General features: G+C 56.9%; 16 protein-coding genes and 1 pseudogene. 8 read left to right on the plus strand and 9 right to left on the minus strand.

Annotation, left to right across the window (positions count from 1 at the left end):
* Positions 1-18 precede the first annotated feature (18 nt).
* Entirely contained in the window at positions 19-402 is a 384-nt protein-coding gene (locus AC0V60_RS08140) for a hypothetical protein (RefSeq protein ID WP_486177978.1), read from the plus strand.
* On the opposite strand, the gene AC0V60_RS08145 is transcribed toward AC0V60_RS08140, so the two are convergent.
* Entirely contained in the window at positions 399-860 is a 462-nt protein-coding gene (locus AC0V60_RS08145; protein ID WP_486177979.1) for a peptidylprolyl isomerase, read from the minus strand. The two genes, AC0V60_RS08140 and AC0V60_RS08145, sit on opposite strands and share 4 nt — an antisense overlap.
* 108 nt (positions 861-968) lie before the next feature.
* Here AC0V60_RS08145 and mgtE point away from each other — a divergent pair, with 108 nt between their 5' ends.
* From mgtE to AC0V60_RS08160, 3 genes are all read left to right on the plus strand, one after another.
* Entirely contained in the window at positions 969-2,414 is a 1,446-nt protein-coding gene (gene mgtE / locus AC0V60_RS08150) for a magnesium transporter (RefSeq protein ID WP_486177980.1), read from the plus strand.
* 114 nt (positions 2,415-2,528) lie between these two features.
* Positions 2,529-2,921 carry a DUF1489 family protein gene (locus tag AC0V60_RS08155; RefSeq protein ID WP_486177981.1) on the plus strand — a complete coding sequence of 131 codons (393 nt, stop codon included), beginning with the start codon at positions 2,529-2,531 and terminating at the stop codon, positions 2,919-2,921.
* Position 2,922: 1 nt separating this feature from the next.
* The gene (locus AC0V60_RS08160) at positions 2,923-3,663 is read left to right on the plus strand and encodes a DUF4336 domain-containing protein (protein ID WP_486177982.1); all 741 of its coding nucleotides are present in this window, start codon (positions 2,923-2,925) and stop codon (positions 3,661-3,663) included.
* Between the two features lie 5 nt (positions 3,664-3,668).
* Here the strand turns inward: AC0V60_RS08160 and AC0V60_RS08165 are convergent, their stop codons facing one another.
* The 7 genes and pseudogenes from AC0V60_RS08165 to AC0V60_RS08195 form a co-directional block, all read right to left on the minus strand.
* Entirely contained in the window at positions 3,669-4,406 is a 738-nt protein-coding gene (locus tag AC0V60_RS08165; RefSeq protein ID WP_486177983.1) for a cytochrome b/b6 domain-containing protein, read from the minus strand.
* A gap of 7 nt (positions 4,407-4,413) precedes the next feature.
* Entirely contained in the window at positions 4,414-4,923 is a 510-nt protein-coding gene (locus tag AC0V60_RS08170; protein WP_486177984.1) for a c-type cytochrome, read from the minus strand.
* A gap of 74 nt (positions 4,924-4,997) precedes the next feature.
* On the minus strand, positions 4,998-5,885 hold the full coding sequence (locus tag AC0V60_RS08175) for a DUF1295 domain-containing protein (protein WP_486177985.1): 888 nt from the start codon (positions 5,883-5,885) through the stop codon (positions 4,998-5,000).
* 11 nt (positions 5,886-5,896) lie between these two features.
* The gene (locus AC0V60_RS08180) at positions 5,897-6,715 is read right to left on the minus strand and encodes an SDR family NAD(P)-dependent oxidoreductase (protein ID WP_486177986.1); all 819 of its coding nucleotides are present in this window, start codon (positions 6,713-6,715) and stop codon (positions 5,897-5,899) included.
* A gap of 23 nt (positions 6,716-6,738) precedes the next feature.
* Positions 6,739-7,442, minus strand: a pseudogene (locus AC0V60_RS08185) (DsbA family oxidoreductase).
* Entirely contained in the window at positions 7,418-8,311 is an 894-nt protein-coding gene (nudC, locus tag AC0V60_RS08190; protein WP_486177987.1) for an NAD(+) diphosphatase, read from the minus strand. The pseudogene AC0V60_RS08185 and the gene nudC overlap by 25 nt, the downstream one beginning before the upstream one ends.
* Positions 8,311-9,666: a serine hydrolase domain-containing protein gene (locus tag AC0V60_RS08195; RefSeq protein WP_486177988.1), complete on the minus strand. Its 1,356-nt coding sequence runs from the start codon at positions 9,664-9,666 to the stop codon at positions 8,311-8,313. The genes nudC and AC0V60_RS08195 overlap by 1 nt, the downstream gene beginning before the upstream one ends.
* Positions 9,667-9,839: 173 nt before the next feature.
* Between AC0V60_RS08195 and AC0V60_RS08200 the strand changes: the two genes are divergently transcribed.
* Complete coding sequence (locus tag AC0V60_RS08200) at positions 9,840-10,061, plus strand: hypothetical protein (RefSeq protein WP_486177989.1); 222 nt, start codon at positions 9,840-9,842, stop codon at positions 10,059-10,061.
* Positions 10,062-10,069: 8 nt separating this feature from the next.
* Here the strand turns inward: AC0V60_RS08200 and AC0V60_RS08205 are convergent, their stop codons facing one another.
* Positions 10,070-11,101: an A/G-specific adenine glycosylase gene (locus AC0V60_RS08205; RefSeq protein WP_486177990.1), complete on the minus strand. Its 1,032-nt coding sequence runs from the start codon at positions 11,099-11,101 to the stop codon at positions 10,070-10,072.
* A 29-nt stretch (positions 11,102-11,130) separates the two neighbouring features.
* Between AC0V60_RS08205 and AC0V60_RS08210 the strand changes: the two genes are divergently transcribed.
* From AC0V60_RS08210 to AC0V60_RS08220, 3 genes are all read left to right on the plus strand, one after another.
* A complete protein-coding gene (locus AC0V60_RS08210) occupies positions 11,131-11,691 on the plus strand; it encodes a DUF721 domain-containing protein (protein WP_486177991.1) in 561 nt (186 codons plus the stop codon).
* A gap of 3 nt (positions 11,692-11,694) precedes the next feature.
* Entirely contained in the window at positions 11,695-12,462 is a 768-nt protein-coding gene (locus tag AC0V60_RS08215) for a DsbA family protein (RefSeq protein ID WP_486177992.1), read from the plus strand.
* Positions 12,463-12,632: 170 nt separating this feature from the next.
* Positions 12,633-13,385, plus strand: a complete 753-nt coding sequence (locus AC0V60_RS08220; RefSeq protein WP_486177993.1) for a thioredoxin domain-containing protein — start codon at positions 12,633-12,635, stop codon at positions 13,383-13,385.
* Positions 13,386-13,388 lie beyond the last annotated feature (3 nt).

A 13,388-nucleotide genomic window follows, 5' to 3' on the forward strand; every position in this document is an offset into this window, starting at 1 on the left:
GATACCGCGAAAAATATCGTGAACATCTCGGAGCAATTTGATGATACACGCAATCGCACTCAGTTGATCTATGCCGACTTCCTGATGCTAATTGATATTGAAGTAGGGATTTACGGAAGAAACCGTGAACACCTAGTGCATTTGGGGGAAACAGACGCAGAGGCAGCCCGGAAATTCTTCACAGAAGTTGCGACAAGTCGTGCCGAAGTGGCCACAAAATTGTATGACTTCAACCGGCTGTATTCCCAAGGGTCCCAACATCAAGCCGCCGGCCAGATTAGTGTCGGAAACCAACTCATGGAACACGCAACTACTAACCTGGATCAAGCGAAAGCAGCTGCGGACCGGCTCATTGTCAAAGCCAAATCCGCAGATAGGCTAGTTGCTCGGCTCTCAAGTTAAGCCACAGTCGCCTTCACAATCTTGCCAGGGTTCGCAGGTGGCTCACCCTTGGGAAGCGCGTGGACGTGTTCCATGCCGCTCTCGACCTTTCCCCAAACGGTGTATTGGCCATCAAGGAAGCCTGCATCGTCGATGCAGATGAAAAACTGTGAGTTTGCGCTGTCAGGGTTTTGTGCGCGCGCCATCGAGCAAACGCCTTCGACGTGGGGCTCTGAGTTGAATTCAGCCTTGAGGTCTGGCTTTTCTGAGCCGCCCATGCCGGTGCCGGTGGGGTCGCCGCCCTGCGCCATAAATCCGTCGATTACGCGGTGGAACACCACGCCGTCGTAAAAGCCTTCGCTGGCAAGCTCGGTGATGCGCTCAACGTGACCGGGCGCCACGTCCGGGCGCAGTTTGATCACAACGTCTTTGGGTGTGCCGTCGCCTGTATCGAGCGTGAAAGTGAGTGTATCGGCCATTTTCAAATCTCCTGAATGTTTGGCACGCTCTTTAGCAGGTGATCCGCGGCTGTCACGAGATTGCTTCACCCGGTTGCTTTTCGCCTAAGCGCATCTAAACCCGCAAGGATGGTCGATCCTGCAAACCTCGATGAAGTGCGCCTTGCCACGGACGTGGAGGAGATGGTGCGCCCGGATGACCGGATTGACGATGAGCGTCACGATGAAGAAAACCGGCTCAAGCGCTCTTACGTAAGCTCGGTTCAAGATGCTCTTGATGAGGGCGATACTAGCGCGGTTTACGAGCTGGTGGAGCCGCTCCATCCCGCCGACATCGCCGACCTGATCGAGCTCACCGAAGAAGACGACCGCACCGATTTGGCCGCCGCGATCACCGATCTTATGTCGCCCGAGGTGGTTGCGGAACTCAACGATCACGTTCGCGAGCTGATGATGGAGGAGCTTGCCCCTGAGGACGTTGCCACCATCACCGAGCAAATGGAGACCGATGACGCGGTCCAGCTGCTCGAAGATCTCGACGAAGACGACCAAAAGGCGATCATTGCTGAGTTGGAGCCTGAAACTCAGGCCGCTGTCACAAGCGCGCTTTCTTATCCAGAGGAGACCGCTGGACGCCTGATGAACCGCCATGTGATGGCGGTGCCAGAGCATCTAACGGTTGGGGATCTTATTGATTTCCTTCGCATTGAAGGCGATCTGGAGCATGATTTTTACGAAGTGTTCGTGGTCGATGCCTCGCATCATCCAGTGGGCACTTGCTCGCTCAATTGGATTTTGACGACGCCGCGCAGTATCAAACTGACCGATGTGATGAAGCGCGACCAGACCCTGATCCCGGTGGAGACCGATCAGGAAGAAGTCGCGTTGATGTTCCAGAAATACGCTCTGATTTCTGCCGCTGTGGTCGATGAAAGCGGGCGTTTGGTGGGTCAAATGACGGTGGACGATGTCGTACACATCATCTCGGAGGAAGCGGGCGAGGATGCGCTGCTGCTTTCGGGCGCAGGCGACGGTGACATTAACGAGCCAATCCGTGAGGCATACTCCAGCCGCGTGCGCTGGCTTGTCGCCAACCTTGGTACGGCGGTTATTGCTTCTGCCATCATCGCCTTTTTCGGCGCAGCGATTGAGCAATTGGTCGCGCTCGCCGTGCTGATGCCGATTGTGGCGAGTATTGGCGGGAATGCCGGCACGCAAACAATGGCAGTTGCGGTGCGCGCAATTGCGACCAATCAGCTGACCCGTGCCAACACTTGGCGCATTGTCTGGCGCGAGCTTCGTGTGGCTATGCTCAACGGCGTCACCGTCGCAGTATTGATCGGTATCGCCGCTGGCGTGTTGTTCGGCCCCGAAATGGGCGTGGTGATTGCGCTTGCCATGGTCATCAATATTGCAATTTCTGGCCTTGCAGGCGTGCTGGTGCCTGTCGCGTTTGAGCGGATGGGTCAGGACCCGGCGGTCGCCTCAAGCGTATTTGTCACAATGATCACCGACTCCATGGGCTTTTTCGCCTTTTTGGGCCTCGCCGTGGCTGCGGGGCTAGCACCTCTTTAATCTCGTCATTGCGAGGAGCGCAGTCACGCGGCAATCTAGGGCAGCTGTGCACAACGCTCTGGATTGCTTCGCCTGAAGGCTCGCAATGACGAAGAGAATCCCTAAACTAAGACGATGCCCCTCCACCTTACGAAAATCGCCTATGGCGCACAAAGCTACGCCGAGCTTGAGAGCTGGTATCAGGGTGGCACGCGCGCGCCTTACCTGACCACAAAGTACCGCCCCACCAAATGGGAACAGTGCATTGGTGGCTCGCTCTACTGGATACATCAGCACTCCATCGTTGCGCGCTCGGAAATCATAGGGTTCTCGCAGACCGACAGTGGGCGCTGGCTGATAGAGATGAAGCCCGAACTTGTGCGCGTCCACCCCCGCCCCAAGCGCGCGCATCAAGGCTGGCGCTATCTGAAGGGCGAACCACCGCAAGACTTGGCCGAAGGCGAGGACATTGGCGATGCACTGCCGGGCAAGCTTGCCGTTAAGTTAGAGAGGCTAGGGCTGGTTTAGCGTGGCGACCGCATTCGGATATCGGCCATATGAACCGCTTCTTACCCTCAAACCTTGGGGCGAAAACATCTGGACCGTCGACGGCCCAGAGGTGCGGTACGGATTTGGTCCGCTGCAAGTGCCCTGCCCCACGCGCATGACGGTCATTCGGCTATCCGATGGCTCGCTCTTTGTGCATTCGCCCGTGGAACTCACACAAGGATTGGGTGAGGAATTAGCGCAGGTTGGACCGGTTGCTCACCTGGTTGCGCCCAACCAAAACCATTTCATTTTTCTAAAGTCTTGGGCCGATGCCCATCCCGAGGCGCATGTTTTCGCCGCCACTGGGCTCGCCGATAGGCCCGAGGTGCCGTCGAACACGCCACTAACAAGCGCGGTTGATAGCCCATGGAGCACAGACATCGACCATCTGCGCCTTGAACTTGGGAATTTCACCGAAAGCGTGTTCTTTCACCGGGCCTCGCGGACGATGATCCTCACGGATCTGATGATGAATTACGAAGCGCAGCGAATCCAAAGCCCACTCATGCGTTTGTTCCTGAGGCTAGGGGGCGCAGCAGGCCCACACGGGCAACCGTCGATTGATATGCGTCTTGCCCTTCGCCCTTACAGTGAGGCGCTCAAGACTGGGTTGGAAGCGATGTTAGCGCTGGAGCCTGAGACTCTCATTCTTGCCCACGGCGCGTGTTACCCGGAGAACGCAGCACTAGAAATCCAACGCGCTTTTCCAAATTTGGTTTAGGCTTTTTACGTCAGCGGCGGTGCGCCCGCACAAATCCAAAACGCAATTCCCGCCGATACGGCTAAAGCCCCCAGCGCCCTGCCCCATGGTGCGGGCGAATTATTCTCAACGCTAAGCGCTTTTTCACCCTTCCCGCCGACCATCGGGCCAGTCAGGTTTTGCGCTTGGAATGCGCCGTAGAGCCCGACAGCGGTGATGTGCAGACCGATCATGCCAAAGACCACGTAGTAGAACCATTCGTGAGTATCGGTGAGGAAATCGGCAGTCCCTACTCCGACTAGCGAGTTCAGCGGACCCGTCGCCCCATCATAAGGGTCGCCCGCAAACAGGCCCATGCTTATCTGAGCAAGCGTAAAACCGAGCAATGCCAGCACCGCCAACGCGCCTAAGGGCGTGTGGCCCTTATGCTCCTTGTGCGGAAATTCTCCGCGTAAGTACCCTAGAACCGCGCCCGGACCTTTCACAAAACTGGAGAACCGCGCCGTATCGGTGCCGATCACGCCCCACACGATGCGGAATATAATCAGCGCCAAGAGCACATGCCCCAGCCGCATATGCCAACCCCATTGCGAATTATCGGCCGTCACATACATCGCAGGCAAAAGCAGGGCGAATGACCAGTGCGTTAAACGCACCGGGAGGTCCCAGATCTTCACCGCATGAGTTCTGGCAGGAGGTGAGGCGTCAGCAGCCGGGCCGGCTGGCTCGTCAACCAAATCCTGCTCTGGTTGATCCGTTGTCATCCCGCGATTATTCGTCGTCGACGCGGTATTTGTCGTGGCACGCTTTGCACGCGTTAAGGCCAAGATTGCCAACCTGACCGCCAACCGCTTCGGGATCGCCTGTGGCAGCAGCTGCCATCATATCGCCGCTTGCGGCCACGGCTTGCTCGGTCACTTCGGCAAAGCCTTCTGGGTCTTCCCAGATTACTGCGAGCGCTTCTGTGTCAAAGCCCGCTTCCATGCTCGATCCGTCAGGAAAAAGGTTCGGCAAGCGCTGCAAACGCTCATTAATATCAGCCGCAGCAGGCGTGATCACGGCAAAGTCGGGGCTGTCTTGTTCCAGCTGCTCACGGATTGCTTTGAAGCTGTCGCCGATGGCTTTGAAGTTTTCCTGACGCTGTTCGATTTCGGCAGGCGCATCGCCAGCAGGAGCAGCGGAAGATTCGTCCCCAACATCGGCCGTCTCACCGCTACAAGCGGCGAGCAATGCAAAGGCGGAAACAGCGGCGAAAACGGAAAAGGTCGGTACGCGGGCCATATGGCTCTCCTAAGTCAGTAACGATCCCCTAGTGCGGGGTTTATCGCAGTCTATCGGTTACGCAAAGCGTGTTTTCACCCAGCGGGCGGTTTGGGGAACAATGCAGGCGTGTTGTCGCGGTAAGCCTGATAGGCCGGATCATCTCCCCAACGCTCTTTCGCCTGTACATCTTGCAGGTTGATCCCGCTGATCCTCGTGAGCAAAAAGTAGACGAAAATGGGCGAGATTACGACCAGCCATGATAGGCCGGAGAGCACCGGAACGGCGATCACAAGAATACCAAACCATAAGGTGATTTCGCCAAAGTAATTGGGGTGGCGACACCATCGCCACAGACCAACATTGATGAATTTGCCCTTGTTCGCAGGATCATCTTTGAAGTTCGATTTCTGTGCATCAGCGACGCTTTCAAAAACAAATCCGATGAGCCAGATCGTAGCACCGACAAAGAAGAAAGCGCCAATGGGTGCGCGGTCTTGCGAAGTGATGATTGCCACGGCAGCGGAGGCGGTCAGGATCACCCAAAGTCCTTGCAATGTCCAAGCCACAAGGAAACGCGGCGGGTTCACCCGGATTTTCTCAAACCGGCTGTCCGCGCCGCCCGCTGCGTGAATCCGCTTATAAAGAAACGTGCCAAGGCGAATGCACCAAATCGTTACGAAAGCGGCAACAGCCATGCTTCGCCAATCAAGCGACCCATGGCTCTGGATGGCTGCATAAAGCGCAAGGGCTGTCACCGTCAGATACGTAAGCGCGCCTACGCTGTCGTAGAACTTGTCGCTTTGCGCGGCAGCTGACGGGATAAAGGCGAGCCAGTTGAGCGCCAATGCCCAAAGGCCCGTCACAAACATGGCTGAAAGCCCAAACAAGGGCACGCTGCCTGATCCTGCAAACCATGAAAATGAAAGCGCGATGATCGTTACCACCACCACCACGATTAAACTCTTGCCCGAAGCCCCCATAGCTAACCCTCTTATTGTTTCGTCTTTTTTTGTGCCGCAGCCCGTTTAGCGCGTTCAAACATCAGGCGGACATCGTATTGCTCATCGTCCTCGATTGAACTGGCGTATGTTTCGTAACTAGCGCTCAACTCGTCCATCCGTTCCGCAATGCGTACCAAGTTGTAGCCATGGCTGACCACAAAGCGGCGGCGGGTAAGGATTTGAGGCAGGATGACTTTGATGTAATCTTCCACCGGGAGGGCTTGGCGCATGGCTTTCTCTGGACCAATCCCAGTAAAGACCCAGCCCGGAATGATTGTGCCCGCATGAACATGGGTAGGCATATCCTCGCGCAAACTCTCCGTTATGCCGAGCACGGCGTGTTTAGCGCCGATGTAGGCCGCTGTTTGTGGGAAAGCGGGAAACAGGCTGTTTTCGCTGCCTGTGTTGTAAATAGCACTCGGCGTCTTTTGCGCAACCAGACGCGGGGCAAAAGCGCGGCAGCCGTTCCACACACCCCAGAAATTGATATCGAAATGCGCACGGGCCGCTTCGGGGTCGACCTCCCACAGCTTGCCGCGAGGACCGCCAACGCCAGCATTGTTGAAGACTAGATCGACGGTTTCAAACTTTGTGAAGGCCGTCTCGGCCAGCGCTTCAACCTGAGCCAGATCAGACACATCGCAAGGGTGCGTATCAAAACCTTCACTTGCCGCTGCATCCAGTTTTTCACTTGGCAAATCCGCGATCATCACTCGCGCGCCCTTCGCGGCAAGCCCGCGAGCAAGGCCAAGGCCAATCCCGCTCGCGCCGCCGGCGATCACCGCAGTCTTCGGATCAAATTCGCTCATTTGCCCCCTCTTGCCAAAGCGCTTCAGCTCCGCGTCTTCTGCACCACTTTTCTGAGCACATTGACGTAAGTTTCAGGCCCTTGCGCGCCGGGCACCATAAACTTCTCATTGATGATCATGGCAGGCACGCCTGAAATATTGAGGTCCCATGCCTGGCGTTCTTCGGCGATCACGCGCGCTTCGAGTGCTTCATCTTCAAGCGCGGCTTTCGCAGCCCCCGGTGTACGCCAACGCTGGCTGCAATGCCGAGCAACACTTCGTGGTTCGACAAATCTTTGCGCTGATTGAAATGGGCCTCAAACAAAGCGAGCTTGAGCTTGGTTTGAGCCTCGGGGCCCATTGCCTCAAGCGTTAATCCCAAGAGCTTGTGACAATCGCGCGTGTTCCACATCATCGCTGGCGGCGCTGGCTCTTCTCCGCCTTCATAGGTGAGCGAAACACCCGCGCTCTCGGCAACGGACTTCATCTGCCCGCGCACTTTCGCGCCATCCTCGGCAGAGCGGCCATATTTGCGGCTGAGATGCAACTCTTGCTCTTCGCCTTCGCGAGGCATGTCGGGATTGAGCTCAAACGGGCGCCAGCGAATTTCCGCCTCGATCTCGCCTTCAAGTTGGCCCAGAGCTTGCTCCAATTGGCCATAGCCGATCGCGCACCATGGGCACATCACATCTGAGTAAATGTCGATCGTGAGTTTTTCAGCGCTCATGCTGTTTTCTCCAGCCACCATGCCATCAAATTGTGCGCAATCGCATGGGGCGGCGGCGCGTGGAACGGCCCCTCGCCCTTCAAGGCGCTCGCCACATCTTCGCGCGCGAACCAATTGACTTCGGCCATTTCGGTCTCATCAATCGTAAGCGCGTCATCGTCGGCATAGGAATGGCAGGCAATCATAAGCTGGCTCGGGAAAGGCCAAGGCTGGCTTGCCACATATTCGACATCGCGCACACGCACGCCTGCCTCTTCAAAGACTTCGCGTGCAACCGCTTCTTCGATGGTTTCACCAGGCTCCACAAAGCCAGCAAGCGCGGAAAACCGGCCCTCTGGCCAGTTCTTTCCGCGGCCCAGCATCAGTTTGCCCTCATATTCGGCGAGCATGATGGTGACCGGATCGGTGCGCGGAAAATGTTCTGCCCCGCAATTGCCACAAGAACGCTGCCAGCCGCCTTTCGCCAACTTGGTCGGCGCGCCGCATTGGGCGCAGTGGCGGTGGCGTGCGTGCCAGTCGATAAGGCTCCGTGCTCCGCCATAAAGCGCCAGATCGCCTGGATCGAGGTTCGCCATGAGTGCCCACAATCGCGGGTTTGCCATGCGCGGGGCTGCATCGCCCTCAGCCGGGACAGCAGCAAAGCACGCTTTCTCGCCGCCATCGCTTCGATCAAGCCCAAGGAAAACCAGTTCCGCATCCTCTGGCGCATCGGCCAAAGTGCCCCACGAAAGCCGCCCGGTGTCGCCTAAAAGCGGCATCATCTGATCGAGCAGAAGGAATTTTGCCTTCCAATTCATCAATGCGCCAAGCGCATCGCGATCGGCGCGAATATTGTCCGCCCGGTCTAATGGAGACCCCGCAAAGGCGATGGGCACCTTTTGACCAGCCATTAAGCCGCCTTCTTGGCGCGCATTGCTGCTGTGTCTGCTTCAAGTGCAGCCATATATTCATCGCGAACAGGCAAAGCATCAGATGGCATATACTGCGTAAACAGACACGCGCGCAGACCCAGTTTGTAGTCCACAGCGGCGAGCGTACCAGCAGCGCCGCCCCAGCCAAATGTGCCATTGACACTGCGCCCGCCGGCGCCGTGGCCCTGACCTTCCATCCAAGTGCCGACAAGGTCTGTGCCTTCTGGGAAAAGGTTGGAGACACCGAGCCGCACCGCTGGCTCGCTCATCACGCGTTTGTCACCCAGCTTGCCATAGCCGAGCAGCATACGAAGGAAGCGGTCATAGTCTTTGGGTGAGGAAACGAGCCCTGCACCGCCAGTTGGAAACGCACCCTTCTCAAGATAGACCGAGCTTGCCGCCGGATCTATCGGAAAGGCGGTTCCGTTCAGAAGGCCGTAATTGTCCGTGAAACGGTCCACGTTTTCAGAAGCTACGAAGAACGCGGTGCTGTCCATGCCGCACGGGCCAAAAATCCACTCTTGCAGGAATTCATCAAACGGCTGCTCGGCGGCGACTTCGATGACACGGCCAAGCAGATCAAGGCTCATCGAATAGCTGAATTTGGTTCCGGGCTGCAGGACAAGCGGGAACTTGGCAAGCTCATCGGCAAAGGCCTCAAGGCTGGGCGCGGGATCGCCGCGGAAAATGCCCGGAATAGGCAAACGCGTGACACGCCCTGCGACAACGCCAGCCTCATTATAGGCCTGAACAATCGGGCCTTTTTGGATGATGCCATAGCCGATGCCCGCCGTGTGAGTGAGCAGATGGCGAACCGTGATCGGCGTCTTGGCAGGCTCCAGATTGTCCTCGGTGATTGCACCGTCATACTCGACCTGAACCATCATATCCTTGTATGCAGGCAGGAACTCATGGATCGGCTGGTCAAGACCCATAACGCCTTCAGAAATAAGGATCATCGCGGCCATGCCCGTCACAGGCTTGGTCATTGAATAGATGCGGTAGAGCGAGTTTTCATCGACTTGCGTTTCGGAATTCAGCGCCAGAGTACCTCCGCCGACGTGGTGTGCGTGATCTTCCTGACCCCAGCCGAAGGTGAGATACATTTGCGCGACTTTTTTCTCGGCGATGTACTTCTTCGCCATTGCCGCAACATTGGGCCAGCTTTCATCAACATTGTGGGCAAGCAACTCGCGCCCAAATGGAAGCGTCGCCAGGCTTGCACCAGCAGCGACATAGGCTGAGCTGCGAAACAGCGAACGGCGTGAAAGGGCAGGGTCTGAGAAATTGCGATAGGCCAAAGGTAACTCTCCGATATGCGTCCCGATATCCATCAGTGCGCTTTAATGATCTTTTGGGGGAGCGCAGCTGAACCGTCAATTACGTTGTTAAATGGGACTGGGTTAAAAGGGTTGGGTTAAATGGGACTGGGTTAAATGGGACTGGATTATGTAGCGCTTGAAAGTTTGTCCTTGAACTATGAGGGTGTGCTACCCATATAACACACATGGGAAATCTACTTGCATATCTATTCGGCCTCATCAGCCTTGTGATCGTCATCCCTTCAACCATTCCGTTTCTGGGATGGGGCAATTGGCTGGCGATGCCGTTGATAGTAATTGGGATCATCTTTGGCGCGCTGTCATCGAGTGACGGGGGCCGCAATTTCTGTCTTGTCGTGTTTTTGATCGCTGCGGTCCGCTTGGCGCTTGGCGGCGGCTTTATCTAAGCCCCATCTCAGGCCAGCGCCAGCCTTGCAGCTTTGGCAAAGAGCGTGGGAAGGCCTGCCTCTTCTATTGCCTCAATCGGCCACCATTCACCCTCGCCTGCTGGCATCCCTTCGCCTTCAATCCTGACCACTTCCAAAGTCAAATGCGCATGGGTGAAGGTGTGCCTTACTGCGCCAAGGCTCGTTGCCTTGCCCTCCAAAGGCGCCGTGTCAGTGCCATCAGCTTGCGCGCTCCAGCCGTCATCGGGCAGGCTCCGCATCCCGCCGAGCATCCCTGTTCCGGGGCGTTTGACCAGCCAAACATTGCCACCGCGCTCAAGCCAATAGGCCGTGCCGCGCCGCTCAGGCTTTACTTTCTTTGGCGGCTTCACAGGTAAGCGTTCTGGCTCCCCCGCTTTTCGCCCCTCGCACACATCCGACAACGGGCACAAAAGACAGCGCGGCGCTTTGCTGGTGCAAACCTGCGAGCCTAGATCCATCATGCTTTGCGCAAAATCGCCAGCACGCGCGCCGGGCGTGATTGTCTCTGCCCTCTCGCGGATTACTTTGCGTGATCCCGGCAATGGCTCTTCGATATTGAACAGGCGCGAGACCACGCGTTCCACATTGGCATCCACCACGACCGCGCGCTTGCCAAAAGCGATGCTCGCAATCGCGGCCGCCGTGTAAGCGCCAAGCCCCGGCAGCTTGAGCAGTTCAGCCTCATCTTCTGGAAAGCCGCCCTTTTCCGCCACAGCCCGCGCGCATTTCACCAGATTGCGCGCACGGCTGTAATAGCCGAGCCCTGCCCAAGCCGCCATGACGTCATCATCACTCGCTTCAGCCAAATCGAATACGGTCGGCCATTTGTTAGTGAACTTGGCAAAATACGGCAGAACCGCCGCGACTGTGGTTTGCTGTAGCATTACCTCCGACAACCACACACGGTAGGGATAGGCCGGGTCATTGGGCCGCGCTACGCCGGGCGGAACCCGCCACGGCAATTCGCGCGCATGCTTATCATACCAGTCCAAAAGCGTGTCAGAGATGGTGGCGGTCACGCGCGCTCTATGGCATGGGTCCTTGCACCATGGGAACCACAGGCGACGAAAAGCCCCCAACTAAGGGCGGCACCAAAAAGAGACGCGGAAAAGCGGGACAACATTATTCCCGTCCGCGCGGCCGCGGTGCCAAAGCCATCGGCGACCTTATGCCTGAAATCGGGCGCACAGCTTTTAGGCGCTTTGGCTTTGTCCAAAGCTCGGTTGTCACCCGCTGGCCGGAGATTGTTGGGCCGACCCATTCGCTAATCTGCGCACCAGAAGCGATCCGTTTCCCTCCGGGTGAGAAATCCGAAGGCATCCTGCAATTGGTGGTAAAGCCCGCACACGCGCCGCTGATCCAGCAAGTGCTTCCTGAAATTATCGAGCGGGTGAACCGCTTCTTTGGCTATAAAGCGGTGGCTCGCGCCAAAATCCGGCAAGGCGAGGTTAAGCCGCCATCTGGCAACGCCCGCCCCAAACCGCCGCCTTCTTTGAAGCCTATTCCGATGGAATTGGGCGACAGTTTGCGCGATATTGGGGACCCGGAACTGCGCACCGTACTGGAATCGCTCGCGCGCAGTCTTGGTGATGATGAGAAAGACGACTGAGAAATGACAAGTTTTAAGCGAACAGCCCTTGGCGTCCTTAGCACAGCGGGATTGATGTTGGCAGGCGGCGTAAGCGCGCAAGAAACAACGCAGCAAAATCAGCTGAAAGACGTGCCAAGCGCATTCATGGTCGATAAGCGCCGCGCCTCTTGGCATGCGGAGGTCCAGAAAACCGAGCGTGGGCATATGATCGGCAATCCCGACGCAGAAGCCGCATTGATCGAGTGGATCAGCTACACCTGCGGTCACTGCGCTACATTTGCCCGCGAGGGCGAAGGAGCGCTCGATCTTGCCTTGCTTGCGCCGGGGCACATGAGCGTCGAAGTCCGCCCCGTTATTCGCAACGCCATTGATCTCACCGTTTCGCTTCTCGTACAGTGCGGCGGAAGCGAAGGGTTCAAGGATCGGCACCGTATGTATCTGATCCAGCAAGACAAATGGTTGGATAAAGCACGCAAAGCACCGCAGAGCCAAATGGCCGCGTGGTCACGCGGAGATCGGGCTTCGCGCATTAGCGCTGCAGCCGCGCTTGATCTTGATGATATGTTGGCCGAAACAGGTGTTTCTCGCAGGGATATCACCACGTGCCTGAGCGATGATGCCGCAGCGCAAGAGCTGATGAAAAATGGGGTCGCTGACAACGAGGAATTTGCAGTGCCAGGCACGCCAAGCTTCGCGCTTGATGGTGAATTGCTGGCCAATGTTCACAGTTGGGGCACGCTTTACCCGGTCATTGCGGAGCGCTTCAAACCCGAAAATTCGCCGCGCTAACTGCTAGTTTCAACCCGTTTCTTGAGCAAACCGGGGTGAACTTCCTTGTGTTTTGGCCTATCCACTCGTTTTTGCACACCGTTTTGCACAGGCCCCCATGCTTGTGCTCTTCCGACCCCCGGAACGTAACGTATAGTCTTTTTGCTTAGATCAGAGGATTCTTAACCGTCATGACCGCGCTTCGCAGCTCTTTCAAATTGGCTTTTGCCGCTCCGCTCATTCTTGCTTTGTCCGCCTGCGGTGATGAGGTAGTGGATGGCAGCGTCGAAGGCGACGTTATCGCTCCTATCGCCGCACCTGACGGGGCCAATTGGGTTGATACCGTCACGGTGAGTGAGGACAAGCAAGGCTACATCATCGGCAACCCGGATGCGCCGCTAAAGCTCACTGAATACGCCTCGCACACATGTTCTGCATGCGCGCGCTTTGCTCAAACGGGCAAGGAACCGCTCAAAGAATACGTCAAACAAGGGATCGTCAGCTTTGAACAGCGCGAGGTTTTCTTAAACCCGTTTGACGCAGTGGTCGCGGTGATCGTTCAGTGCGGCGCCCCCTCACAGGTTCAAGCGCTCTCTGATGAAATGTGGCAAAACTTTTCATCGGTCATGACCAATCTTCAATCCAATCAAGCCGCCATCCAGGCCGCTGACCAATTACCGCCAGAACGCAAGTTTGCAGCGCTTGGCGAGGCCACCGGATTAATCGACTTTTTTGCAGCACGCGGCATCTCCGCTGATCAGGCGCGGGCCTGTTTGACCGATGTGGACAAGATCAAGGCCATGAATGAAACGGTCACAGCAAAGGCTGAATCTGTGCCTGTCACCGGGACGCCGACTTTCGTGCTCAATGGCCGTAAACTCGACGCGCTCAGCTGGGACGACCTTGAAGGGATCTTGCAGCGCGCAGGTGCCAGACAGGAGTAAGCT

It is taken from the genome of Erythrobacter sp. S259, from assembly GCF_057364965.1.

Bases quoted from the DNA above. Each gene is read 5' to 3' on its own strand.
- AC0V60_RS08145 (WP_486177979.1), bottom strand. From the start codon at position 860: ATGGCCGATACACTCACTTTCACGCTCGATACAGGCGACGGCACACCC.
- mgtE (WP_486177980.1), top strand. From the start codon at position 969: ATGGTCGATCCTGCAAACCTCGATGAAGTGCGCCTTGCCACGGACGTG.
- AC0V60_RS08155 (WP_486177981.1), top strand. From the start codon at position 2,529: ATGCCCCTCCACCTTACGAAAATCGCCTATGGCGCACAAAGCTACGCC.
- AC0V60_RS08165 (WP_486177983.1), bottom strand. From the start codon at position 4,406: ATGACAACGGATCAACCAGAGCAGGATTTGGTTGACGAGCCAGCCGGC.
- AC0V60_RS08170 (WP_486177984.1), bottom strand. From the start codon at position 4,923: ATGGCCCGCGTACCGACCTTTTCCGTTTTCGCCGCTGTTTCCGCCTTT.
- AC0V60_RS08175 (WP_486177985.1), bottom strand. From the start codon at position 5,885: ATGGGGGCTTCGGGCAAGAGTTTAATCGTGGTGGTGGTGGTAACGATC.
- AC0V60_RS08180 (WP_486177986.1), bottom strand. From the start codon at position 6,715: ATGAGCGAATTTGATCCGAAGACTGCGGTGATCGCCGGCGGCGCGAGC.
- nudC (WP_486177987.1), bottom strand. From the start codon at position 8,311: ATGGCTGGTCAAAAGGTGCCCATCGCCTTTGCGGGGTCTCCATTAGAC.
- AC0V60_RS08195 (WP_486177988.1), bottom strand. From the start codon at position 9,666: ATGGATATCGGGACGCATATCGGAGAGTTACCTTTGGCCTATCGCAAT.
- AC0V60_RS08200 (WP_486177989.1), top strand. From the start codon at position 9,840: ATGGGAAATCTACTTGCATATCTATTCGGCCTCATCAGCCTTGTGATC.
- AC0V60_RS08210 (WP_486177991.1), top strand. From the start codon at position 11,131: ATGGGAACCACAGGCGACGAAAAGCCCCCAACTAAGGGCGGCACCAAA.
- AC0V60_RS08215 (WP_486177992.1), top strand. From the start codon at position 11,695: ATGACAAGTTTTAAGCGAACAGCCCTTGGCGTCCTTAGCACAGCGGGA.
- AC0V60_RS08220 (WP_486177993.1), top strand. From the start codon at position 12,633: ATGACCGCGCTTCGCAGCTCTTTCAAATTGGCTTTTGCCGCTCCGCTC.